Source organism: Reichenbachiella agariperforans (assembly GCF_900142205.1).
In the GTDB taxonomy this organism is placed as follows: domain Bacteria; phylum Bacteroidota; class Bacteroidia; order Cytophagales; family Cyclobacteriaceae; genus Reichenbachiella; species Reichenbachiella agariperforans.
The window spans coordinates 155,609-177,640 of record NZ_FRAA01000005.1 but is presented as its reverse complement, the minus strand read 5'-3'; the positions used below and the strand labels follow the sequence as shown (position 1 = coordinate 177,640).

The window sequence follows — 22,032 nt, the reverse complement described above, 5'->3', positions numbered from 1 at the left end:
ATTTGAAACATGATATTTTATGTTTGTATGCGAATTGGATTTAGAGGATTAATGAAAGAATCAGAAATCCATTAATTGTTTCTTATAAGGTTATTGCAACATGAAAAGTATAAGTATACGGCTTTGGACGACTATTATGATCAACATGCTCATCTTGTTGACAGTCAGTGCTGTATCTATATTTTTTTATATGCAGTTTCAGCAAGCTCTCAATGATAGAGTTTTGCTTCATTTGGCATCTATTAAGAATCTAAAATGTGTACAGATCGAACATTACCTCAATGGAGAGTGGGATCGGTTCGAGGAGGAGATCTCAAATGAGCTTTTGTTGGGGTTAGAGCGCAAGAATCATACCTACACGAGAGATCCCGAGGGCTACCTGTGCGAGGAGTTTAGTTTTGGGCAGCAGGATGTGGTTTCAGGCATTTACGATGTGAGTCGGTGTGATGAAGATGGTGAGATCAAACTGGCGTTTGTCAAAAAGCTAGATGATGGGGGCTATATTTTAGATGCTAGAAAGATCCCTCGCATACAGGAAATTTTGCTCGAAAGAACAGGAATGGGGCAGAGTGGTGAGACTTATCTGGTAGGAGTGGATTCTTCATTGCGTTCGGTTTCACGTTTTTTTCCTGGCGAAAGACCTCCTGATATCCATGCACACACGCAAGGAGTTGTAAGTTCTCTAGCGGGCAAAGACAGTACGGGAGTTTTCAAAGACTATCGTGGTGTGGAAGTATATAGTGCGTATCAAAAGATAGAGGTGTCGAATCTCAATTGGGGTATATTGTCCGAAATCGATCTTCGGGAAGTGAATCAGCCGTTACAGTCCTTACGTATCAAACTGCTTATGATTACCATTTTGGTATCCATCATGTCTATTGCACTTTCATTTTTTCTCACCGATATATTTTCTAAACCATTGATCAAAATGCGAAATCTGCTTAATGGGATGTCTAAAGGTGAGTATGATGTTACCTTCAATAAGTATTATCCAGCATTAGAAATTAATCAGATGTTTATCGCACTAGATGAACTTAAAAACTCGATCAATGGAGCTATACAGTTTTCTCATGAAATAGGAAGAATGAATTTGGGGGCGAATCATAAACTCTCGGGTGAAAGTGATGTGTTAGGAAAATCATTGATCCTGATGCAGAAACGATTGATAGAGTTCAAAAAGATGGAAGAGCAAAACCGTCTACTGTCCAAACAATCATTGATCACGGGGCAAGAAAACGAGCGAAAACGTCTGTCAAGAGAGTTGCATGATGGGTTAGGTCCTATGCTCACTACGCTCAAGATGAGTGTGCAATCTGCTAATCTTGAAGGTGAGGATAAGTATAGGATCAAGAAGATCGTAGATGATACCATCGTTGCGATCAGAGGGATGTCTTATAATCTGATGCCTCATTCACTGATTGATTTCGGGGTGGGCAAGGCTTTGGAGAACTTTGTAGAAATGATGCGTAAGTCTTCTAGTTTGGATATTCAGTATGTCAATACGACAACTCATGATGAGGAAAAGCTTACTCCAGAGTTGAATATCTGTGTTTTTAGGGTTTGTCAAGAGTTGATTAACAATACTTTAAAACATGCGGAAGCCACTCGTGTGAGAATGTCCCTCACCGAATTTGAGGATAAACTTAGTCTTTACTATTTTGACAATGGGAAGGGGTTTGTCGTCGATGAAGCTAAATTGGGGTCGGGTTTACGAAATATTCGTGAGCGCATAGAAGTATTCAAAGGATACTTTACGATTCATTCAGATGCAGAAGGGACCGAAGTAGAAGTAGAGTTACCAATAGGAGAGAGAATAGATGAAAATTAAATTGGCTATAGTGGATGACCATCAGCTGTTTCGTGATGGTATGTCGGCGTTGTTGTCCTCCAACGAGGATTTTGAAGTACTGGGAGGGTTGAATAATGGAGTGGAACTGTTCGAGTTCTTAGAGAAGGGAGAGATTCCTCATGTACTGCTACTAGATTTGACGATGCCTGAGATGAATGGTTTCGAGGCACTCAAAAAACTTAAAAAGGAATATCCTCAAATCAAGACCATTGCTATATCCATGCACGACGATGGTAACTATATCGTCAAGTGTGTGCGTAGTGGTGCCTATAGTTATCTACTAAAGAATACGGACGAAGAGGAATTGGTGCAGGCTATTAATACCGTTTTTTCTGGGCAAAAGTATTTTAATCCTACCATATCTGAGCGCATGATCAATATCATGGCTATGGAAGGAAACCAACCGAAAAAACTGTCAGCAAAGGAATCAGAAATATTAGAAATGATCTCCAATGGACTCACGACCAAAGAAATTGCAGAGAAACTCATCATCAGTACACGGACTGTAGAGACGCATAGGGTCAATATGATGAAGAAATTAGATGTAAAAAACACCGCTGAATTGATCAAAAAGGCTACAAAGCTGAGTATTATATAAACATCCGTATAAATACGGATGTTTGGGTTACCGAAATGTTCGTATAAATATTTACCAGATTTCTTAGAGAAAACCGCCCTCATATAGCGCGTATAATTGTGTAGAAGTTAATTGAAAACATCACATAAATTATAGAGCTATGAAAACTATCATAATTGCATTCGCCTTTACACTAGCGGCCACTATGAGTTTCGCCCAATCAAGAAACGACCTCAAAGGTCCAGCGGCTAAGAACTACAAGCCTTGGAAAGATAAAAATAAGACGGAAGTTTCTATCGTGATGAAGTCTACTGACGCTGACCGTGTACAAGGTCCAGCAGCAAAAAATCAGAAGGCTTGGGATCAAGATTCAAAAGCAGACTTCCAAGAAGTAGCATTGGTATCTAGAAAGAATGATCTCAAGGGTCCAGCGGCCAAAAACCAGAAGGTTTGGGCTAACAAGGACAATGACTAATAACACATGGAGGAGATAACCATTCCTCGGCTTAACTCTGCATGCCCCGACAGCATGCGGAGTTAATTTAAAACTTGGTTGTAAAATATTTAAGAACAGTCCTTGGAGGGATTGATAGCGTAATAGGAGTTATCCAATAGTTAAGTACTCAGTACCATACACAACGGTGATGGCTGAGTGCTTTTTTTTTGAAAGCCCTACTAGCGAGACATGAGTTGCCTGTATAACTGATCGATCTCAGCTGCTTACTCTAAGAGATTTTTTTCTACATGCTCAAGTACTAATGTGGGGGCTTAGTATCTATTGTCGGTTTTGTGCTCGGGCGTAATCCACCAAAAAAAGCCGACCTTTAAATTGCTGGATGCCGGTATTTTTAGCTTATTAAGCCGCTTTTGAAGCTGTTCGATTTGCATTTTTTCCTTTGTATGATCACTTCTTTAGTCATCTTAGGCTTTTTGTACTCAACTTTATCTCTAAATATGTGGTAGGAGACAGCGAGTATTTTGTGTCCTATCGCTATGAGAGCCTTTTTCTAAAACTAATGTTTTCTTTATTGGGTTGAGCGATAGCTGAGATTCGGTTCCTAAAAAAGTTCAACCCTTATCAACTAATTTTCTTTTTTTCTGTCTGTCGAATCAGGTAGGCTATTAACTCTGATGATGCAATAGCATCATTCGGGGTAAAGCGTTATTGGTATTTGGTGTTTATTATTCCAATCATTCAAATTAACCTCAAGGATATATAGGAGATGGTTATTAACTAAAAGCAATAATGAATTTCGAACAATGAATCTTGAATCACGAAGTAATCCTCGATCTCTCCCCAGAAATAAGGAGTGACCCGAAAGTAGGGCGGTTTTTGAGGAGTAGCTGGGGTAGGTAGGTATTAATACGGAGGATAATTTACCGTTATTCTTAGATTACATTTGGTCTGAGGAGCATTTATCATTGTAGCGTACTTAAAATCAATATGCTATGCACTTATTTGACGTTGTTGCTTTTTTGATCTTCCTGTCTGGTCTTTTCATATTCGTCAATACATTTTATCTGAAGATGCCCACTTCTCTTGGGTTGATGATTCTGACGATGTTACTTTCATTTACTGTCATGATTATTGGACACATGTTCCCAAGATTCCACATTGCGGAACATGTCAAAGCTTTTGACTTTCGTGATGTCCTCAACCAAGTCGTGATCAGTGTCATTCTGTTTGCTGGAGGGCTACAGATGAACATGAAAAAACTAGGTGACCTGAAACTGACAGTTATTCTGTTGTCCATTTTTAGTGCGATCTTATCGACAGTTGTGATTGGATCGTTGATCTATGGCGTGCTTCATTTGGTTAATCTAGAGGTGAGTTACCTCTACAGTTTGGTGTTTGGTGCTGTGATTTCATCTACCGACCCTATCTCTGCTGCCAATATCACAGGTAACTTTTCTATTCCTAAAAAACTATCTATTAAAGTAGAAGGAGAATCACTGTTTAACGGTGCTTTTTCAGTCGTGCTGGCGTTTGTACTGTATCATGTAATGATGGTGTCAGAAGGTCACGAAATGATCCTGATGGAGGTGACACGCGTCGTGTCAATAGAGATACTTGGTGGCGTGGCTATCGGAATAGGTATGGGGTATATTGGGTATTTGATCTTGAATTATATTGATAATGAAGACATGCATATAGAGGTGCTCATCACTATTGCTTTGGTGATGGTGGGATCATTCATCTCCGAGTACTTTAATATCTACTCTAAGCTCGTGGCATTGATCATGGGGCTCATGATAGGTAATCTAGGAAGGGTCGATCAAAAGAACCCTGACGAGCGGGGAGTAGTTAATGGGTATGTTTATAAGTTTTGGAAGCTGATGGAGCAGACTATGGCAGTATTGCTGTTTGTGCTCATGGGCTTGGAGATATTGGTGCTTGAATGGCGCATGGATTATTTTTCTGTCGGTTTTATAGCAGTCAATTTGGTATGGTTCGGTAGATGGCTCAGCATTTACATCCCTGTGAAAATCATGTCTATGACGGTTTCTTTCGATAAGGATACGGTCTCTGTGATGACTTGGGGAGCATTTAAAGGAGGTCTTCCCATAGCATTAATACTAGCTTTGGATCCTTTTGCAGGTAAGGAGTTGATGATTACGATGACCTATGTGGTAGTTGTGTGTTCTATTTTGTTCCAAGGATTTACCTTGCCAATCATGATGAAAGAGAAGTTTCTCACTGGTGCTGTTCGCCGTACTACCGGTGGGAGAGGTATGAAAAAGCATTTTTCCTAAATTCGAAACATAGTGGTGTTATCGATAAGGGGTTGAGTAATCGTTTGTTTTAATGAGTTGTGAGGTAGTATGCTTTACAAATAGTTCAGTTCTAAAGTAGGGGGTAGTCTTGATTGTAGGAGCGTTATTTAATCTCATAGTCCTCTTATTCAGTCAATGTTACTACATTAAGATTGCCTCCATTTTAGCCTTTGATCCACTCGTCTATGGGGTTGTCTAGATACAGAAAACCGATTAGATTTTTAGGTCGATTAGTAGCTTCACCCAAAGGTTGCGCAAGGTTGGCTATTCGGTTGCGCAACCTCCACTCCTTTGTTGTGCAAGCTAAGGTCTTTGGTTGCGCAAGCTGAGGTCTGTGGTTGCGCAAGCTTGGGGTGTTTGTCGTACACTCTTTTTTAATCGGTGCTAGAACCTTTTTCAAAGAATAGCTTTTACCCAAGTAGAAACGCCTCCTCTGACATGTCTTTGTGTGGAGCAAATTCTCATTTATTTGGTACAGTAGTGCGGTCTGATTAGATTTAGGCTCTAACCTAGCCTTAACCTACCATTCAACATTAAGAAAGAGGATTGAAAGTATTTGTTGTTACTTGGATATGTATGTTAGGCACGTGTCTAGGAGCGGTCGCTGGGGCGCAGCTAGATACACTACAGATCAACTACATCGGACAGGAAGAGGGGATGACCCAGCTCAATGTGCAGGATGTCGTGCAGGACGATATGGACTATCTTTGGTTCTCTACTGAGGACGGTCTGCACCGGTTCAACGGACTGAAAATGAAGGTTTTTTCAGGCAATCCGCTCGACAGTATGAGTATCCCGGATGATCATAACAGAGGTCTACTGATCGTGGATGATACGCTCTGGATTGCCTCCAATAGCAAAGGGATATTTGCGCTTGATCTGCGTAGCGAAACCTTCATCCGTCCCTTTGACGAACTATCTAATGTAATCTCCTATAAGGTCTTCCGCCTAAACGATCAATATCTTCTTTTTTCGTCATCCAATGCCTTTCATATCTACGATAGGAGTATCAAGACGCTCAAGAAAGTTGTTCACGAAGAACAAGGCTCGGAGAACCATGTCACTGCTCTAGTACGAATGAGTGAAGGTCAGGCCGTACTAGCGACATTGAATGGAGGTTTGTTGGTGTTAGATTTGAAAACACTGTCCGTGGTAGGGCAGCAGCGTCTAGATCCATCTGCGCACAATGCCCTGCTACTGCATCAGGAGCAGCTCTATGTGGGTACAGAACAGGGACTATATACGCTAGATCTGTCCAGTGGAGTGGCAGATTTGATTGTGCCTGATCAGTCGATCAACTGTATTTACCCCTACGAAAACGGTGAACTATGGCTGGGAACCAATGAGGGGTTAGTGATCTATGATCCTGTCTCAAAATCTGTGACCCAATGCGTCTCTAAGGATCAATCGGGTAAGGTGTATTTTCCCGTTGAGATCATGACGATCTATGGGGATGGCAAAGGGAACGTATGGATGGGTACGGCGGGTGAAGGGCTCCACCACTACAACAAGTACCAGAAGAAATTTACGTCTATTAGTTTGGAGATGGAGGGGTATACGAGAGATACCAAGCTGAGTACTTTTCAGTTTTTGCCTGCTGAGGGGGAGGACTCTGCCCTGTGGCTTGGTAGTACGTACAACGTCCTCAAATATGATTACCTCACGAGGGAGTTCAAACATTACAAGGACGATTTTCCTAAGTCGCTCATCTATGCGCTGGAGCGTGATCATAACGGTGATGTATGGTGTGGAGGCTTTGATGGGACAGGTTTGTTGCATTACAACGCTGCACAGGACCGTTTCGAAAAGGCTGAAGTGACAGGAGATATTCCCAACGATAAATCCGTCATCGATATACGGCCACTCACGTCAGAGAAGCTACTGGTGTCTACTTGGTCCAGCGGGATGTATATCTATGATTTGACCCAAAAGAAATTTGAGGGCTATTTGGTAGACGGGCAAGCGCTCAATCGTGCCCGAATTAGCTTTGTAGATAGTCAGGACAACTTATGGATAGGGTCTGATCAAGGAGCATACCGGATAGCGGAGTTAGGAGAGGGAGTAGTACATCACTACACCGAAGGGACGCATCCCGAAGCAATCAATAGTGATAGAATCTTTGCGATCAACGAAGATGGAAATGGCAATATTTGGTTGGGTACAAGCACCGGGCTGACCATGTTGAACCTGAAAACTGAGGATGTTCATCGCTATTATCGACAAGAGGGATTTCCCAATGATTTTGTGTACAGTGTACTGATAGATGCCCAGGATAGAGTATGGATGGGAACCAACAAGGGGATCGCAGTACTCGATCCTTCGACAGATCGCTTTGTTCACTACTCTCACAAGGATGGCCTTCAAAACGATGAGTTCAACGGTAAGGCTGCTTACCAAGATGCGTATGGTAATTTTTACTTTGGAGGAGTCGATGGGATCAATGTCTTTCATCCAGAGGATATTCGTATCAATCCTTACGAGTCCAAGGTACATCTGGAATCCATCGAATTGTTCAATCAGCCTTTGCCTACCAATGCGATCTACCAAGATCGCTACGCCTTCGGTAGCGACGAAAATGTACTTACTTTCAAGTATGCTGCGATTAACTTTCTGAACCCATCCAAAGTGAACTACAGTTATTGGATGGATGGATTTGACAAGGAATGGAGGCCCGTCACGAAAAGCCAAAGTATTACCTATACGAATTTGTCTCCAGGAGATTATACTTTTCACATCAAAGCAACCAACGATAATGGGGCTTGGAGTGAGATGGGGCGTCAGGTATCGCTCACAGTTATCCCTCCGTGGTATGATCAGTTTTGGTTCAAGTTGACAGCTGTTTTGGCGACTTTACTGTTAGCAGTAGGGTTCTACCTTTATAAATCTCACACCTATCGGCGAAACAAAGAACGTTTAGAACTAATGGTCAAGGAGAGTACAGGGGAGTTGCGGCAGGCACTCGAAGTATCCGAATCGAGACAGGAGAGTATTCAGTTTTTGATGCGGGAGATGAAGCACCGCGTCAAAAATAATCTACAAATTATATCCAGTCTACTGAGTCTACAGGCTTTGCATTTGGATAATTTAGATGCCATTCACACGTTACAGGTAGCGAGGAACCGTATCTTGACGATTTCCTATTTGGAAAACATTATGGATTCTGAGAGTGAACATATTCATGTGGATAAGTTTACTCGGGATATATGTGAGAATGTACTGCGGCTGATTGCTTCGGACGAAAGCCCGACGTTTGAAACAATCTATGATCTGGAACCTGCGGAGGTGACTAATTTCAATATTACCTTTTATGGCTTATTGATCAATGAGCTGTTGACCAATGTGAGCAAATATGCCTTTGACAACTATGAGGACACCAACCGCCTGTCGATCAGTTGCAAGGTAGGAGGTGACTGGCTGGTGCTCGTGATAGCAGACAATGGCAAGGGCTACCGTCAGGAGGATATCAAACAGGGTTCAATAGGGCTTGATCTAGTAAAGGATATGGTGAAACAATTGAAAGGCGAGATGACCGTTGATAGTCATGATGGGGCAAAGAATGTAATTAAAATACCGGTGAGCTATGGAGAGGCTTAGTATACTACTTATAGAAGATGTGATGATAATCGCCAAGGAAATTAAGGCCACCTTGGAGAAGGGAGATTATGCTTCGGTGACGATAGCATTGGGGCCAGATGAGGCGCGTAAGTTTTTCGTCTCACAGACTTTTGACTTAATTATTTCGGATATTAATCTCAATGCTGACATAGATGGGATAGATCTAGTGCAGGAGCTATGTACTAGTTACAAAGTACCTATAGTTTATCTAACGGCATATACTGACGAGAGTACCGTTCGCAAGGCTGAGGGCTCATTGCCTTTTGCTTATCTGTTAAAACCTTACAATGTTAATCAGCTGAAGCTGACGATCAATCTTGCCATGCTCAATGCTGAGAAAGAGAGTCAAAACGTGCGCTACAATGAGAAGAATGTAGAATTATTAGAAAGTCTTACTCGCAGAGAAAGGGAAATTTTGTTTTCGCTGGCTTCTGGAAAAATGAGTAAGGAAGTCGCTGATATCCTCAATATCGCCACTGCTACCGTGGAAAAACACAAACAGAACATCAAGGAAAAGCTGTCTCTAACGACGTTAGGCGAATTGATCAATTTTGCTGTATCGACGAAGACCATTAGTATGGACTAGATCTCCGTCCTAGGTGTAGTCCATACACCGACCAGTTTAAACCTTTCTGAAGGTTAACTAGACGAAGAGTACCAGTAGCGTCAAGGCTAAACCTGCCAATGCAAAGTAGAGTCCTTTTTTGAATACGCTCGTTCCTGGTACAAACATCCAGAAGGAAGACATGACAAAAAAGAACAGTGATACGCCGAAAAAGATATTGAGGAAGGCGAGGGGTCGACTGCTAGTGGCTTTGTGCAGATGTGTCATCTTGTCCAGCAAATAGGGCATTTCCTTTTTAGTATAGACCGCCGTACGGCTCTCTATATTATAAGTGCCGTCTCTGAAATACGCCACACCTGATTCGACACGGTCGATGCGAAAACGCTTGATGCCTAGTTCTTTGCCTAGGTTTTCTAGTTCCGTACCTTCTGGCAAAACCTTTTCTACGGTTTCGACAATGTGGAAAGTGTCTGTATCCCTAAATATTAATATGATTCCACTTAGGGCATACACCGCCATGATTCCTGCAAGGAAGAATCCCAAGTAGCGGTGGTATATTCTCATTTTCATGTTCATTTACTCTTTTTTTGAGGCCAAAAGAAAGCAATCAGAAGCAAAATAGCACAACGAATCCTTCGAGATATAGAATAAATTATTTGTACTGTATAAAGAGGGGTAACCTGTCTTGGGAAGGAACATAAGTTACTTCATCATGATGTGTTCGTAACCATTGGCTGTGATTAACTGTGGGAGGCCAAGTCTAAATCTGCGAATTCGAATAGGGTTTCTAGTGTGTCACCATTGTCGAGTTGGTGTTGGTAGCTTTTTTGGGTGATGTTTTTTTTGATATAGTCTATTGGATAATGAAAGATAGGGCCGTCGAATACATAGGAGTGGAACTCTCCGTTTTCCCCGCATGGGTCTACACTGGACGGGAAGGTTTGTATGAGCTCGGGTGTCAGTACCTGACCACAGATAGAAGTGCTGAATAGCGATTGCTTGGTGCAGCAGAGTATCGTTTGGAATCCCACACCCAATATGTCCTGGATCAAAGTGGTGGTATCTTTCTTCCATAGGGGGTAGATGCCTGTGATACCGTGACTGGCAAAGATGCCTTCTCTGTAGGTTTGAAGATCCTCCAAAAATATATCACCGGAGGCGACATGATGGATGTTGCGGCGTTTGAGATTGGTGTAGTAGGTAGCTAGTGCCTCTTCGTAGCTGTCGTTGGTTTGATCAGCAGGGATGGAGAGAAAGGTGATGGGCAGTCCGATGGCCTCTGCCTGTGCCTCCATGAGTGTTTTGGACACGCCGTGCATGGATACTCGATCGTTCGTAGCAGATAGTGCCGTGTGTAGTTCTACGACCTGATAGCGGTCGTCCTGTAGTAGGAGGTATAGCATGTAGGCTGAGTCTTTGCCACCACTCCAGCTGACTGTAATCGGGATTTTGTTCATGTTCTATTGGTGTAGCAGAGTGTGGTTTGGTCTCCATCGGCTTTTATTTTGGTGACGCTACCATAGTCTAGTTGTAGTTTGAAACTATCGGTTAGATCGAGATGTAGCAGTTGGGCGAGAATGGCGCGCATCGCTCCAGCATGAGACACGATCAGTACGGTGTCTGCGGATGTTGCTACTAGTTCTGTCCAGAAGGTACTGATACGATCTGCGAGCTGCTGATAGGTTTCTCCTTTGGGTGGAGGTGTGTTGATGTAGTCTGCCATCCATGGAGTGAGCTGGTCTGCGGGGATGTCGTCCCATGCTGAGAGTTCCCATGTACCAAAGTTGAGCTCCAAGAGGCGTTTGTCTACGTGTATCTCGTCTGATAGTTCGGTGGCGAGAGCCTTGCAGCGTAGTAGCGGACTGGTGTAGCATACATCGATATGTTCTGGGAGTAGCGTGGCAGTACGTGCGAGTTCCTGCTGGTAGCCTTTGGCGAGTGGGATGTTGGACTGGCCATAGCAGATGCCTTTGGCTATGTCAGGGGTGGTGTGGCGGACTAGATATATTTCCATAGTATGAGTATCGTAAGGTAAATGATGAGTTCGGCGACTTGCTGCACTGAACCTAGACAGTCGCCAGTATAGCCACCTATCCATTTTTTGAAGTAGCGAGAAAAGTACCACTTGACTATGAGTAGTACGGGGATCAAAAGCAATATTTCTATTTTAGGAATCAAAACCAAAGGGATGAACCCAAATAGATTGGCAACTAGAAAGGTCGCTTTGGACATCTTTTTGGCGATGGGCTTGGCTTTGGCGTCCTCATTTTCGCGGACATAGCTATCGGTGAATATCATCCATACCGATACCGTGCGACTAAGGCTATGTGCGACGAATAGTACCGTACATGCAGTCCAAAGGTCAACCTGCTGTACGAGTTCGCTGAGCGAAAAGAACTTGATCATCAAGACGAGCATGATCCCAATGACCCCATAGGCACCGAGTACACTGTCTTTCATGATCGTCAGTATTTTTTCTTTGGTCCATCCTCCTCCGAAACCATCACAGACATCCGCAAAGCCATCTTCATGGAAGCCACCTGTGATTAAAATACTAACCACCATGGAGATCAAAACGGCTAGACTGATAGGAAGTACTTGCCCTGCACCATATAATACCAGCGCACTAGCACCTCCGACGACCCATCCTATTAGTGGAAAATAGCGTGTAGCTTGGTTGAGATGATCTGCAGAATGATCCACCCATCGTGGACAGGGGATCCGGGTGTAGAACATGATGGCAGTGAGGAAAATCTGTAATTCTTTGCGCATTAGGGTTTATTGGTGATAGATGCTGACTCAAAACTAGCCATTTGATTGATGAAAGCTACGCTAGATTGGATAATAGGGTAGGCGAGTGCGCATCCCGTACCTTCTCCTAGTCTTAGGTTCATCTTGAGTATGGGCTCTTGTCCCAGATGGTCTAGTAGAGATTGGTGGCCATGTTCGTCGGATTGATGGCAAAAGAGTGCGTAGCACATTAGGTTAGGGTATTGTTGATAAGCTGCCAAGAACACCGCACTGGCAATGAAACCATCTATGAGCAGGATCATTTTGTTTTCGGCAGCCTGTACCATCGCGCCGAGCATCATGGCCATTTCGAATCCTGCAACACAGCGGAAGAAGGTCAATGGATCATTGAGTTTTGCCCTGTGTTGCGCATAGACTTTTTGGAGTACATCGATTTTGTGGTGGAGTCCTTGATCATCTATTCCTGTGCCACGACCAACACAGTCCTCTAGGCTACAGTCTGTGAAGGCACTCATAAGTAGACTAGAAGCGGATGTATTGCCAATTCCCATCTCACCGAAACCGATGATGTTGCAGCCCTTGGTGAACTTCCTATCGACGAGTTGTGCGCCAGCTGCCATGGCTTGGTTAAATTCCTTGTCGGTCATGGCTTCTTCATGTAGTGAGTTGGCCGTGCCAAAGCCTATTTTTCTATCAATTAGATCAGGGTGATGTGCAAAGGTATGGTTGACGCCAGCGTCTACTACGCTGAGGTTGATTTGATTTTGTTGGCAAAATACGTTGATCGCAGCGCCACCAGATAGAAAGTTGAGCACCATCTGGTGCGTGACTTCCTGAGGAAATGCACTGATGTTCTCATCGGTGAGTCCGTGATCTCCCGCAAAGACCAACATAGCAGGGTGGTTGAGTTTAGGTGAGCGTGTTTGTTGTATGAGGCAAATTTTCTTTGCGATGGATTCCAATTGACCCAGCGAACCGAGGGGTTTGGTTTTGAGATCTATTTTGTTTTTAACCTGATCCAGTATGGTTTGGCTAGGCTTCTCGATGAAGTAATTTTTCATTTTATTTAGTTTGGAGCGGAAGTCCTGAGACCATGAAATAGGCTTGGTCGGCAGTTTTGGCAATCAGCTGGTTGGTCCAGCCTTGGAGTTCAACAAAGTCACGTCCCATCTTGGATTCGGCGTGGAGTCCCATACCGATTTCGTTGGAGATGATGATGAGGTGTCCATCGTAGTGTGTCAGCTTTTCGAATTCTATCTGTGTCTGGGCAAACGAACGATCTCGGTCATATTGGTTGGCAGAGAATATATTGGTGAGCCATAGTGTGACACAGTCTATGACGACAGTTTGGTTAGGAGAGAGTGCGGTTGATAGCTCGATTTGCGCTTCGATGGTCGTCCATTGCTGGTTTCGATCCTGCTGGTGTCTATGGATACGCTCTTCGAAATCCTCGTCCCATTTTTTGGCAGTTGCCAAATAAATAGGGGTGTCCGAGTGATTAAGAGCTGTTTGTTGTGCGAAGGAGGATTTTCCTGATCTTTCGCCTCCTGATATATAGGTGATCATAGGGTAAAGATACTCCGCCTCGGCGGAGTATCAAGTCAGGGTGGATTAGGGTTAGTATGCTATGCCGTTCGGTCCGATACCTACGGTGTGTTCGTCTATGAAAGAGCCTGTGATATCGTATCGCTTGATAGACCCAGGGTTCGTGTAGTCAGGTGATATACCGAGGATGATGTGGTTTTCAGAAGCGTCGATACTGAGGCCATATATGAAGTCCGTTTCGATAATCTTCGTGAAGTCATCCGTGCTAGAGACAGTCTCGGTATCGGTACTGAAGATCGAGCCATCGTATTTGAATACCAAAGTGCTACCATTAGAATCAACCTTGAGACCTGCAGGTCCCATGCCTACGCTAGGTGCATCGATTTTAAGTGTTACTTCGAAATCCTCATGGTCTATTTTAGCAAGGAATGCTGGTGTAGATTCTTCTGTGTTGACAGACCAGTCTGTGTTGTAGACTGTCTGCCCAGTACCTGTTGTCCATACGTCATTGTCTTCGTCTACCACTAGAGTAGACGGGTTGTCTCCTACAGTGATTGTTTCGATGATCTCATCTGTATCAGCATCTATGACTACTACGGAGTTGTCATTGCTCCATCCACCAGAGTTGGCGGCAAAGACGTGGTTTCCTACGAGTACAAGCTGATTTGTGCCAGATCCTGTACTGATAGTTTTTGTCACTGTATTGGTGGTTAGGTCGATGACTTTGATTGTACCCGTTGATCCATCTGCACCCCAGTCAGAGACATATCCTTTGCTAGCATTGATGCCTAAGAAGTATCGTGGAGAAGGAAGACCTTCTGATATCGTAGCGACCAAAGAATAGTCGTCAGTACTGATGACTTCTATTTTAGCAGAATTTTGTACGACGATATATCCGAAATCATTGTAGACTGTCATAGACTGAGCTTGATCTCCTAAGGGTTTGCCAGTAGTAGATTCGAATAAGTTGTTGGTGACAGAAGCACTAGTTTTATCATAGAAGGAAAGGCTAGCATTTCCATTGCCAAAACCGCCTTCATTGACGATGAAAAAACCGTCTTGTCCTGGAGTGAATTTGATCCCGTCATCGCTGCTACATGCTGCGAAAAATACAGTGACTGCAATGAAGGATACTCTAATGAGTGTGTTAAAAATGGTATTTGTTTTCATGTGATATGTTAATTGAACTTATAAACAAGATTGAATTGATAGTTGATACCGGGCATGTAGTAGGCGCGCCTGACTTCATAGTCGATATCAAAGATGTTTTTTACTTGTAGGCTGGTAGCCAATTGATGTTTTCTGTTGAGTACAAAGCGATAACCGCAGTTGATGTCAGTCAGTAGGTAAGGATCAAGTGCCCGAATTTCTACGTTACTCTCATCGCTATACTGTTTGCCTATGTAGGTGTTGTTGATACCGATGTTTGCTTTTTTCCATTCATAACTCACATAGAGATTGCCCTGATGAGTGGGCGTATAGGTCGTCTGTATCTCTGGGATGAAAGTCGTGGGTTGTTTGAGTGTAGACAAGACGTATTGATAATTGGCGTTAAGAGATACGTGCTGGTTGTCGTTGAATTGTGCGGTGAGCTTAAGGCTTTGTTCTATGCCGTAGGACCACAGCTCTTCTTTGTTTTCAGGAGACCAAACACTGCCTGTAGGTGTCCATAGTATCCAATCCTGTATGTTGTTGTAGAATGCGGTGCCTTCGTAGGTGATCCTCCAAAACCGCTGATCAGTAGTCAGAACATAGCCAGCCTCTAGACTGACCCCTTCCTCTGGTACTAAATCGGGATTGCCCATAGAGGAGCCAGACCAGTAGAGATCGTTGAATGTCGGTATGCGGTAGCTTTTGGCTGCTTTGGCTTTGATGTCTAGCCAGTTTGTGGCGTGATAGTTTAGTCCCAGTGTGGGCAAGAAAGGGGCTGCATTGCCATCGATGACACTCTGTCTACCGAGTAGGTTTAGGTCTAGTTTGTTCCAGAGTAGGAAGTGTGTCGATAGGAATATTGCGGTTCTGTTTCGGGTGACTTTGTCTGTGTAGTTGTCTGCAGTTGAGTTTTCATAGGTATGGTTGACTCCTAGTTCTAGAGCTATGTTTTGGGTTGCGTCATAGCGTAGTTGTGCCTCATTGATGACAGACTGCGCATGGTTGTGGGAGTGGGTGTTGATTTTGTCATCGTACTCCAATATATGATCTAGTAGTCCGAGTTTGTAGTCTAGTTGTAGTTTGTTGTAAAAGGATTGTTGCCACTTGATCAGTCCTCGGTGAAAGGCATCCTGTTGAACTGCCTGAGAGGGTAGACCTGCAGAGGCTGTCTTTGGGATGTACGTGTTATTGTTTTGATACCAATGTTTGATCTGTATCAGTTGGTGGTCGTTGGCTCGATAGGCTAGTTCTGTGAGTAGGCCGTACTGTTCTATGTTTGCGTTTTCTTGGGTCTCCTCGGATTGGGTGAAATCATTGTAGAAGCTAAAGTCATTGTCGGCTTTTCGATAGAATCCACGAATACCTAGGCTGAGTTTTTTGGAAGAAAATCCTAGTTTCAAACCATGGTTTTGTAGTCCAAAACTACCGACTTGCTCATGTAGGGATAGGTTTAGCCCACGATTGAATGCTGGTGTTTGGTTGCCCAATAGTATCGTACCGCCCATCGCACCAGATCCAAACATCGAGGCACCACCACCACTTTGTATCGTCACATCATCGACCATGAAGGCCGGGACTAGGTTGAGGTCGAGGCTGCCGTTCATCTGACTCTGGAGATTGATGCCTTCCCAGAGCACTGCGGTTTGGTTGCTGCCCGTGCCACGCATGGATGCGGTTGACAATCCCCCGATACCATAGGCGCGGATATTCAGCGGCGCGAATTTGGTGAGAAGCATAGCTATGGAGTTGCCATCATTGAGCGCAAGCTGGTTGCTGTCTATGCGTGTCGTTCTATCCGCACTAGCGAATACCTCCAGCCGAGAGGATTGTATTTGTACAGATTCTAAAAGGATAGAATCCTGCTGTGCCCATGTCCAATACCCAGTACACATATACATCAAAAGGATGGAGAATCTCCGCATAGTTCGTTTGTTTATACAGAGCTGCTATGTAGACAAGATGGGAATATACTCCCTCTGAATCTCAAGACTTTTCACCCGAAAGCTCCGTAATACTAAGATTAATGGCAGGTCTCCTGGCTTTCCTGATTTTTGATGACCTTCCCAGCGTGCTGTGCACACCAGTGGTGTTGTGGATCAAAAATATAATACTGATTAGACAGTATTCAGGACTACAGTTGCGGGGACAGCTTCGGATTTTATATCGTTCTACTTAGAAGTAATAGTGAACCGAATTCCCTTTTAATCAACCAATGATGCAATCATTCGCTGAACCAATAATCACTGCAATGTTAAATGAATTTGAGATATAGTTGAACAGGGCGTTCTTATTATTTTTTATATGTGTTTAAAGATCAGGGTTGAAAACCTATCTATCATTATTGGATTTCAGGTTCTCAACTTATTTGTGTCATCCAGCTATAATATAGTTATGACCTTCTTTGTATCCTTTTTGATTTAGAAATGCTCGGATTTCATCTCTGCGTCCTCTGTTGGTAATATAACTGATGATGAATGGCTCGTCAGTAGGGTTGATGTCCTCGAAGTGTACACATGAATAGTCTGCTAGGTGCTTGTTCTTCTTGATATCTATATAGCCAGCGATGTGGATGTGGTGGTCTTCGAGCCATTTGCTACGTCGCAAAGCGAGTTTACCCGCTCCCCAAACCCAGACGGACTTTTGATTCTTTTGTTGTAAGACATTCGCCAAATACTGTGTTTTGATCTGAAAGAATGCTTCTGTCTCGTAGCGCGTGTCTGTGCGCGTGAGTCGCGTTTCACTGTCCTGCCATATCTGTAATGGTTCAGCGAGTTTTTCGATGTGGCATCCAGCCTCCATAGCTCTCAAAAACCATTCATAATCTTCTGGAAAATCACCTTCTCTAAATAATCCTATCTGGTTAAAAACCTCCTTTTTTACCATCAGCGTAGGGTTGACCACTGGGAATTCTACAAATCGATTGAGGAATATTTGTTCGTGGCTCAGTAGACTATTGCTCCAGTCTATGAAATGCTGAAAGTCATTGGTGCGATTAGAGGAGCCGTAGGTTACCTGAGTAGCAGAGATGCTGAGTGTAGCATCATTGGTCAGTTGTTCCATTTGACTGCTGATACGGTTTGGGCTGCAAGTATCGTCGGCATCCATGCGTGCGATGTACGCTCCTCTGGCTAAACGAATCCCAGTATTAGCTGCGTAAACCACTCCTTGTCTAGGCTCATGGATCAACCGTACTCTTGTGTCTTTGGCAGCATATCGTTGTGCGATTTGCATTCCTGAATCTGACGAATTGTTGTCAATCAGCAGCAGTTCTAAATGCACGTAATATTGGCTGAGTATGCTTTGAACTGCGGTTTCTAAAGTGGCTTCAGCGTTGTAGTAGGGTAGTATTACCGAAACCAATGGAGGCATAGACACTAGTTGGGTTTAGGAGTGCTCCAGCGTGATGTCCCAATCTTTCCAAACAGGTTCGTACCCATTTTGCTCCAGCATCTGTTTGATGGTTTCAGGACTTCTTTCGTCAGATATCTCGAACTGCTCTAGAGACTGAGGTTCTACCGCATAGCCTCCTGGGTTTGTTTTGGATCCAGCACTCATACTTGTAATGCCCAGTCTAATAGCGTGATTTCGAAAGGTCTCCATCTCGCGTGTGGATAGGGATAGTTCTATTTCCTGATTAAAGATTCTATAGGCACAGATGAGTTGTACCAGTTCTCTATCCACCATTTCTACCTTAGGCTCTAGTCCGCCAGAAAACGGTCTCAGTCTAGGAAATGAAATGCTGTATTTGGTTTGCCAGTACTGACGCTCTAGGTAGCTTAGATGTAGCGCGACGAAGAAACTGTCCACACGCCAATCCTCTAGACCGATGAGCGCACCCAGTCCCATTTTGTGAACGCCTGCTTTACCGAGGCGATCTGGTGTTTCTAGTCTGTAGTCGAAGTTCGATTTTTTGCCTTTTGGGTGATGCTTTTTGTAATCTTCCTTGTGATAAGTTTCTTGATAGACCAGTACAGCGTGTAATCCCTGTGGTATCAATCGTTCATACTCGTCCTGATCCAGCGGTTGTACTTCCATACTGAGATTCGCAAAGTGTGGTCGTATCTGCTGTATGGCATGCTCGATGTAGTCGACTCCTACGGTTTGGTTTGCCTCTCCAGTTACTAAAAGCACATGTTGAAAACCCATCGCTTTGATGGCCTTCACTTCTTTGGCGATTTCTATGTCGTTGAGCGTTTTGCGTTTTAGTTTGTTGTCCAGACTAAAACCACAATAGGTACAGATGTTTTGGCACTCGTTGGATAGGTAGAGTGGGGCATATAGCTGCATGGTATTGCCAAAGCGTTTCAAAGTCATTTCATGACTGAGCCTTGCCATTTGCTCCAGATAGGGCGCAGCAGCAGGAGAGATGAGCGCCTTGAAATCTTCTAGTGTCCTTTCAGGGTTACTCAGGGCACGTTCTACATCCGTACTGGTTTTGCCATAGATCGATTCTTTGACCGTATCCCATGAATACTTATCGAATACTTCCTTAAAGCTCATCTAAAAATGCTGTTAGTAGTGGACTGCTTGCTATGGCGTTGTTGACGGGTGACGCGAGTTTGGCTTCATAGGCCATGCGGCCTGCTTCGATAGCCATTTTGAAAGCGATTGCCATTTGTACTGGATTGTCTGATACGGCGATGGCCGTGTTGACCAAACATGCATCTGCTCCGAGCTCCATTGCTTTAGCAGCATCCGAAGGCGCACCGATACCTGCATCTACCACTACGGGCACATTGGCTTGTTCGATGATGATTTCTAGAAAGTCAATCGTTTTCAACCCTTTGTTGCTGCCGATAGGAGAACCGAGCGGCATGACCGCTGATGTACCTGCATCTTCTAGACGTTTGCATAGCACAGGGTCAGCGTGAATATAAGGTAAGACAATGAAACCTAATTTGGCTAGTTCTTCGGTTGCCTTGAGTGTCTCTATGGGGTCTGGCATCAGGTACTTAGGATCTGGATGGATCTCCAGTTTGATCCAGTTGGTCTCCAATGCTTCCCGAGCCAACTGCGCTGCAAATACAGCCTCCTTCGCCGTACGAACACCAGACGTGTTCGGTAGTAGACTGATGCGGTCATGGTTAAGATGTGTGAGGATCTGGTCATGCGCATCTCCTGCATCTACACGTTTCAGTGCTACAGTAGCCAGTTCAGATTCTGATGCTTCTAACGCTTCTTTCATCAACTGGCTGTTTTTGAATTTGCCAGTGCCTGTAAACAAGCGAGACTTAAATTCCTTGTCGGCTATTTTAAAATTCTCCATCGGGCAAGCAGTAATTGATGTCGTTTACAGTTTCTTTTTTGTTGTCAGAGAGGTTGATGAGCGAAGCGACTGCCACTCCGTGGCATCCGGATAGCTGTAGATCAAAAATATCCTCTGTTTGTATCCCTCCAATAGCAATAATAGGTACTTGGATATCACCAATGATCATGTTGTTTAATATCGCCGAAATACCCTTGATTCCTAAGATAGGACTGAGGTTTTCTTTGGTACTGGTATCTCTAAATGGTCCTAGTCCGATATAGTCTACCCCCGCCATAGCGAGTCGTTCTACATCCTCCCAAGTATTGGCTGTACCACCAATATAAGGTCTGTCACCAAGGATTTCTCTTGCCTCAGCGGGATCCATGTCTTCTTTTCCAAGGTGTACGCCATTGGCTTTCACCTTTTTGGCAATGGCCACATGGTCATTGATGATGAGCTTAGCTTTGTACTTCTTGCAAATTTCTTTCGCTTCAGTTGCTATTGCTAGCACTTCATTATCACTTTTGTTCTTTACTCTTAATTGTACCCAGTCCACGCCAGCTTGACATGCCTCTTCTATGTTTTGAAGATGAGACTTGTCTGCTGTTTCTTGGGATATGTAATGTAACCTACTGATCATGCGTTGATTTCAAAATGTCTTCCTAATTTGGCTGTTCCTGTTTGTAGATATTTTTCCGTGTACTCTTTGGCTGCTTTACAGGCGTCTTCTAGTGACATTCCTTTGTTGATGCTGGCAGCTACTGCCGAAGAAAGTACACATCCAGTGCCGTGTTTGTCTTTTCCTTCGATGCGTTTTCCTTCTATTTTGACTTGGCTACCGTCTGGTTTAATCAAAATATCACTGGTGTCAGAGGTGTCACTGTGTCCTCCTTTTTTGAGTACGTTGGTAGGCCAGGTTTCTGAACCTAATGCAGCCGAAATCTTATCGAATTCCCATCGGTTGGGTGTAATCAGGTGTACACGTTTCAGGATGTTTTGAAACTCATCCGACTCGACTTTCTTGACGAAATCAAATCCTGATGAAGATTTTAAAACGGGATCCCAAATGATCCTAGCGTTAGGAATTCTTTTTTCAAGATACTGGAGTAGTTTGTTGAGCAGGTCTAGTCCGTTGATAATCCCTATTTTGACAACACCAAAACTGTAATCTGCTAGTAGTGCATCAATTTGTGATTTGATGGGATCAAAATCTTTCCACTCTATACCCCACAGGTCGTCCTCGTTTTGATAGGTTAGAGCAGTCACTACTGCCATTCCTTGCACTTTGAGCTGATGCATGGTCTGTATGTCGGCCAATATGCCTGCACCACCACAGGGATCAAACCCTGCGATACTTAATACTAGATTATCTTTTGCTATTGCCATGAGTTATTTGTTTAAGTGTTTTCAAGCGTAATTTAATATCCGATAAATTCCAAAAAGCTCCCAGTAGTGCCGCCCCATCGAAACCTAAGTCCTGTAGTGCTTCCAGTTTGTCAAATGTGACACCACCCAAAGCGTATACGGGAAAGGGCTTGCTATGTGTTACCCACTTTTTTAGCTTGGTCTCATCAAATCCTGATGTATACCCCCGTTTGGAGATACTATCGTATATGGGACTTAAAAAGCCATAATCTATTGCAGCTGTTTCCTGTACTAGGTCTTCCCAATTATGAAATGACTTGGAACGGATTGTTAAGCATTGGTTGTCTATTATTTGGTCTGACTTCCAGTGTTTACCTCCCAGTTTCAATTCCTCCACCAGACTATGATGCTGATGGAGGCTGATTTTTTTATAATGTAACGGATCTATCTGATCTAAATATCTTGTTAATTCATCTTTTGATCCATGAGGCTTTCGGATATGCAAACGAACGTCATGTTGCAGCAGTTCGTTGCAGGTCTCCAGCTCTTGATCCACCAGCGTCTCTGGTGTAATGATGACGATTTTCAAT

Annotated in this window: 20 protein-coding genes and 1 riboswitch; of the genes, 6 read left to right on the top strand and 14 right to left on the bottom strand. The window is 43.7% G+C overall.

Going from position 1 to position 22,032, the window contains the following annotated elements; translation table 11 throughout:
- Positions 1–100 precede the first annotated feature (100 nt).
- The 6 genes from BUB99_RS13950 to BUB99_RS13925 all read left to right on the top strand — a co-directional run bounded on the left by BUB99_RS13950 (position 101) and on the right by BUB99_RS13925 (position 9,402).
- Complete coding sequence (locus tag BUB99_RS13950; RefSeq protein ID WP_084190562.1) at positions 101–1,828, top strand: sensor histidine kinase; 1,728 nt, start codon at positions 101–103, stop codon at positions 1,826–1,828.
- Complete coding sequence (locus BUB99_RS13945) at positions 1,818–2,447, top strand: response regulator (RefSeq protein WP_073123288.1); 630 nt, start codon at positions 1,818–1,820, stop codon at positions 2,445–2,447. Before BUB99_RS13950 ends, BUB99_RS13945 begins: the two co-directional genes overlap by 11 nt.
- Before the next feature lie 139 nt (positions 2,448–2,586).
- Positions 2,587–2,901 carry a hypothetical protein gene (locus tag BUB99_RS13940; RefSeq protein WP_073123286.1) on the top strand — a complete coding sequence of 105 codons (315 nt, stop codon included), beginning with the start codon at positions 2,587–2,589 and terminating at the stop codon, positions 2,899–2,901.
- A 974-nt stretch (positions 2,902–3,875) separates the two neighbouring features.
- Positions 3,876–5,180 carry a cation:proton antiporter gene (locus tag BUB99_RS13935; RefSeq protein WP_073123284.1) on the top strand — a complete coding sequence of 435 codons (1,305 nt, stop codon included), beginning with the start codon at positions 3,876–3,878 and terminating at the stop codon, positions 5,178–5,180.
- A gap of 567 nt (positions 5,181–5,747) precedes the next feature.
- Positions 5,748–8,795 carry a ligand-binding sensor domain-containing protein gene (locus BUB99_RS13930; RefSeq protein ID WP_221407511.1) on the top strand — a complete coding sequence of 1,016 codons (3,048 nt, stop codon included), beginning with the start codon at positions 5,748–5,750 and terminating at the stop codon, positions 8,793–8,795.
- Positions 8,782–9,402, top strand: coding sequence for a response regulator (locus tag BUB99_RS13925; RefSeq protein WP_073123280.1), 621 nt, complete (start codon positions 8,782–8,784; stop codon positions 9,400–9,402). Before BUB99_RS13930 ends, BUB99_RS13925 begins: the two co-directional genes overlap by 14 nt.
- Positions 9,403–9,459: 57 nt before the next feature.
- On the opposite strand, the gene BUB99_RS13920 is transcribed toward BUB99_RS13925, so the two are convergent.
- From BUB99_RS13920 to BUB99_RS13855, 14 genes are all read right to left on the bottom strand, one after another.
- Positions 9,460–9,951 (bottom strand): hypothetical protein, encoded by a 492-nt coding sequence (locus BUB99_RS13920; protein ID WP_084190577.1) that lies wholly within the window; start codon positions 9,949–9,951, stop codon positions 9,460–9,462.
- Between the two features lie 170 nt (positions 9,952–10,121).
- Positions 10,122–10,838, bottom strand: a complete 717-nt coding sequence (locus tag BUB99_RS13915) for a Dph6-related ATP pyrophosphatase (RefSeq protein ID WP_073123276.1) — start codon at positions 10,836–10,838, stop codon at positions 10,122–10,124.
- Positions 10,835–11,395: an alpha-ribazole phosphatase gene (cobC, locus tag BUB99_RS13910; RefSeq protein ID WP_073123274.1), complete on the bottom strand. Its 561-nt coding sequence runs from the start codon at positions 11,393–11,395 to the stop codon at positions 10,835–10,837. The genes BUB99_RS13915 and cobC overlap by 4 nt, the downstream gene beginning before the upstream one ends.
- Positions 11,380–12,153 carry an adenosylcobinamide-GDP ribazoletransferase gene (locus tag BUB99_RS13905; protein ID WP_073123272.1) on the bottom strand — a complete coding sequence of 258 codons (774 nt, stop codon included), beginning with the start codon at positions 12,151–12,153 and terminating at the stop codon, positions 11,380–11,382. The genes cobC and BUB99_RS13905 overlap by 16 nt, the downstream gene beginning before the upstream one ends.
- Positions 12,153–13,193: a nicotinate-nucleotide--dimethylbenzimidazole phosphoribosyltransferase gene (gene cobT, locus BUB99_RS13900; RefSeq protein ID WP_073123270.1), complete on the bottom strand. Its 1,041-nt coding sequence runs from the start codon at positions 13,191–13,193 to the stop codon at positions 12,153–12,155. The genes BUB99_RS13905 and cobT overlap by 1 nt, the downstream gene beginning before the upstream one ends.
- A 1-nt stretch (position 13,194) precedes the next feature.
- The gene (locus tag BUB99_RS13895) at positions 13,195–13,698 is read right to left on the bottom strand and encodes a bifunctional adenosylcobinamide kinase/adenosylcobinamide-phosphate guanylyltransferase (RefSeq protein ID WP_073123267.1); all 504 of its coding nucleotides are present in this window, start codon (positions 13,696–13,698) and stop codon (positions 13,195–13,197) included.
- A 51-nt stretch (positions 13,699–13,749) separates the two neighbouring features.
- The gene (locus tag BUB99_RS13890; protein WP_073123265.1) at positions 13,750–14,847 is read right to left on the bottom strand and encodes a DUF5074 domain-containing protein; all 1,098 of its coding nucleotides are present in this window, start codon (positions 14,845–14,847) and stop codon (positions 13,750–13,752) included.
- A gap of 8 nt (positions 14,848–14,855) precedes the next feature.
- On the bottom strand, positions 14,856–16,751 hold the full coding sequence (locus tag BUB99_RS13885) for a TonB-dependent receptor plug domain-containing protein (RefSeq protein WP_084190560.1): 1,896 nt from the start codon (positions 16,749–16,751) through the stop codon (positions 14,856–14,858).
- Between the two features lie 86 nt (positions 16,752–16,837).
- Positions 16,838–17,082: riboswitch (cobalamin riboswitch) on the bottom strand.
- Positions 17,083–17,199: 117 nt separating this feature from the next.
- Positions 17,200–18,198 carry a glycosyltransferase family 2 protein gene (locus BUB99_RS13880; protein ID WP_073123261.1) on the bottom strand — a complete coding sequence of 333 codons (999 nt, stop codon included), beginning with the start codon at positions 18,196–18,198 and terminating at the stop codon, positions 17,200–17,202.
- A 15-nt stretch (positions 18,199–18,213) separates the two neighbouring features.
- Positions 18,214–19,329 (bottom strand): 2-iminoacetate synthase ThiH, encoded by a 1,116-nt coding sequence (thiH, locus tag BUB99_RS13875; RefSeq protein ID WP_073123258.1) that lies wholly within the window; start codon positions 19,327–19,329, stop codon positions 18,214–18,216.
- Positions 19,319–20,095, bottom strand: coding sequence for a thiazole synthase (locus BUB99_RS13870; protein WP_073123256.1), 777 nt, complete (start codon positions 20,093–20,095; stop codon positions 19,319–19,321). Before BUB99_RS13870 ends, thiH begins: the two co-directional genes overlap by 11 nt.
- A complete protein-coding gene (locus BUB99_RS13865) occupies positions 20,082–20,717 on the bottom strand; it encodes a thiamine phosphate synthase (RefSeq protein WP_073123254.1) in 636 nt (211 codons plus the stop codon). The genes BUB99_RS13870 and BUB99_RS13865 overlap by 14 nt, the downstream gene beginning before the upstream one ends.
- On the bottom strand, positions 20,714–21,463 hold the full coding sequence (locus tag BUB99_RS13860) for a hydroxymethylpyrimidine/phosphomethylpyrimidine kinase (RefSeq protein ID WP_084190559.1): 750 nt from the start codon (positions 21,461–21,463) through the stop codon (positions 20,714–20,716). The genes BUB99_RS13865 and BUB99_RS13860 overlap by 4 nt, the downstream gene beginning before the upstream one ends.
- Positions 21,444–22,031, bottom strand: a complete 588-nt coding sequence (locus BUB99_RS13855; protein ID WP_073123252.1) for a thiamine phosphate synthase — start codon at positions 22,029–22,031, stop codon at positions 21,444–21,446. The genes BUB99_RS13860 and BUB99_RS13855 overlap by 20 nt, the downstream gene beginning before the upstream one ends.
- Between the last annotated feature and the right edge of the window lies 1 nt (position 22,032).

Excerpts from the sequence above, each read along its gene's own strand:
- BUB99_RS13950 (WP_084190562.1), top strand. The coding sequence starts at position 101 with ATGAAAAGTATAAGTATACGGCTTTGGACGACTATTATGATCAACATG.
- BUB99_RS13945 (WP_073123288.1), top strand. The coding sequence starts at position 1,818 with ATGAAAATTAAATTGGCTATAGTGGATGACCATCAGCTGTTTCGTGAT.
- BUB99_RS13940 (WP_073123286.1), top strand. The coding sequence starts at position 2,587 with ATGAAAACTATCATAATTGCATTCGCCTTTACACTAGCGGCCACTATG.
- BUB99_RS13935 (WP_073123284.1), top strand. The coding sequence starts at position 3,876 with ATGCACTTATTTGACGTTGTTGCTTTTTTGATCTTCCTGTCTGGTCTT.
- BUB99_RS13925 (WP_073123280.1), top strand. The coding sequence starts at position 8,782 with ATGGAGAGGCTTAGTATACTACTTATAGAAGATGTGATGATAATCGCC.
- BUB99_RS13920 (WP_084190577.1), bottom strand. The coding sequence starts at position 9,951 with ATGAAAATGAGAATATACCACCGCTACTTGGGATTCTTCCTTGCAGGA.
- BUB99_RS13915 (WP_073123276.1), bottom strand. The coding sequence starts at position 10,838 with ATGAACAAAATCCCGATTACAGTCAGCTGGAGTGGTGGCAAAGACTCA.
- cobC (WP_073123274.1), bottom strand. The coding sequence starts at position 11,395 with ATGGAAATATATCTAGTCCGCCACACCACCCCTGACATAGCCAAAGGC.
- BUB99_RS13905 (WP_073123272.1), bottom strand. The coding sequence starts at position 12,153 with ATGCGCAAAGAATTACAGATTTTCCTCACTGCCATCATGTTCTACACC.
- cobT (WP_073123270.1), bottom strand. The coding sequence starts at position 13,193 with ATGAAAAATTACTTCATCGAGAAGCCTAGCCAAACCATACTGGATCAG.
- BUB99_RS13895 (WP_073123267.1), bottom strand. The coding sequence starts at position 13,698 with ATGATCACCTATATATCAGGAGGCGAAAGATCAGGAAAATCCTCCTTC.
- BUB99_RS13890 (WP_073123265.1), bottom strand. The coding sequence starts at position 14,847 with ATGAAAACAAATACCATTTTTAACACACTCATTAGAGTATCCTTCATT.
- BUB99_RS13885 (WP_084190560.1), bottom strand. The coding sequence starts at position 16,751 with ATGCGGAGATTCTCCATCCTTTTGATGTATATGTGTACTGGGTATTGG.
- BUB99_RS13880 (WP_073123261.1), bottom strand. The coding sequence starts at position 18,198 with ATGCCTCCATTGGTTTCGGTAATACTACCCTACTACAACGCTGAAGCC.
- thiH (WP_073123258.1), bottom strand. The coding sequence starts at position 19,329 with ATGAGCTTTAAGGAAGTATTCGATAAGTATTCATGGGATACGGTCAAA.
- BUB99_RS13870 (WP_073123256.1), bottom strand. The coding sequence starts at position 20,095 with ATGGAGAATTTTAAAATAGCCGACAAGGAATTTAAGTCTCGCTTGTTT.
- BUB99_RS13865 (WP_073123254.1), bottom strand. The coding sequence starts at position 20,717 with ATGATCAGTAGGTTACATTACATATCCCAAGAAACAGCAGACAAGTCT.
- BUB99_RS13860 (WP_084190559.1), bottom strand. The coding sequence starts at position 21,463 with ATGGCAATAGCAAAAGATAATCTAGTATTAAGTATCGCAGGGTTTGAT.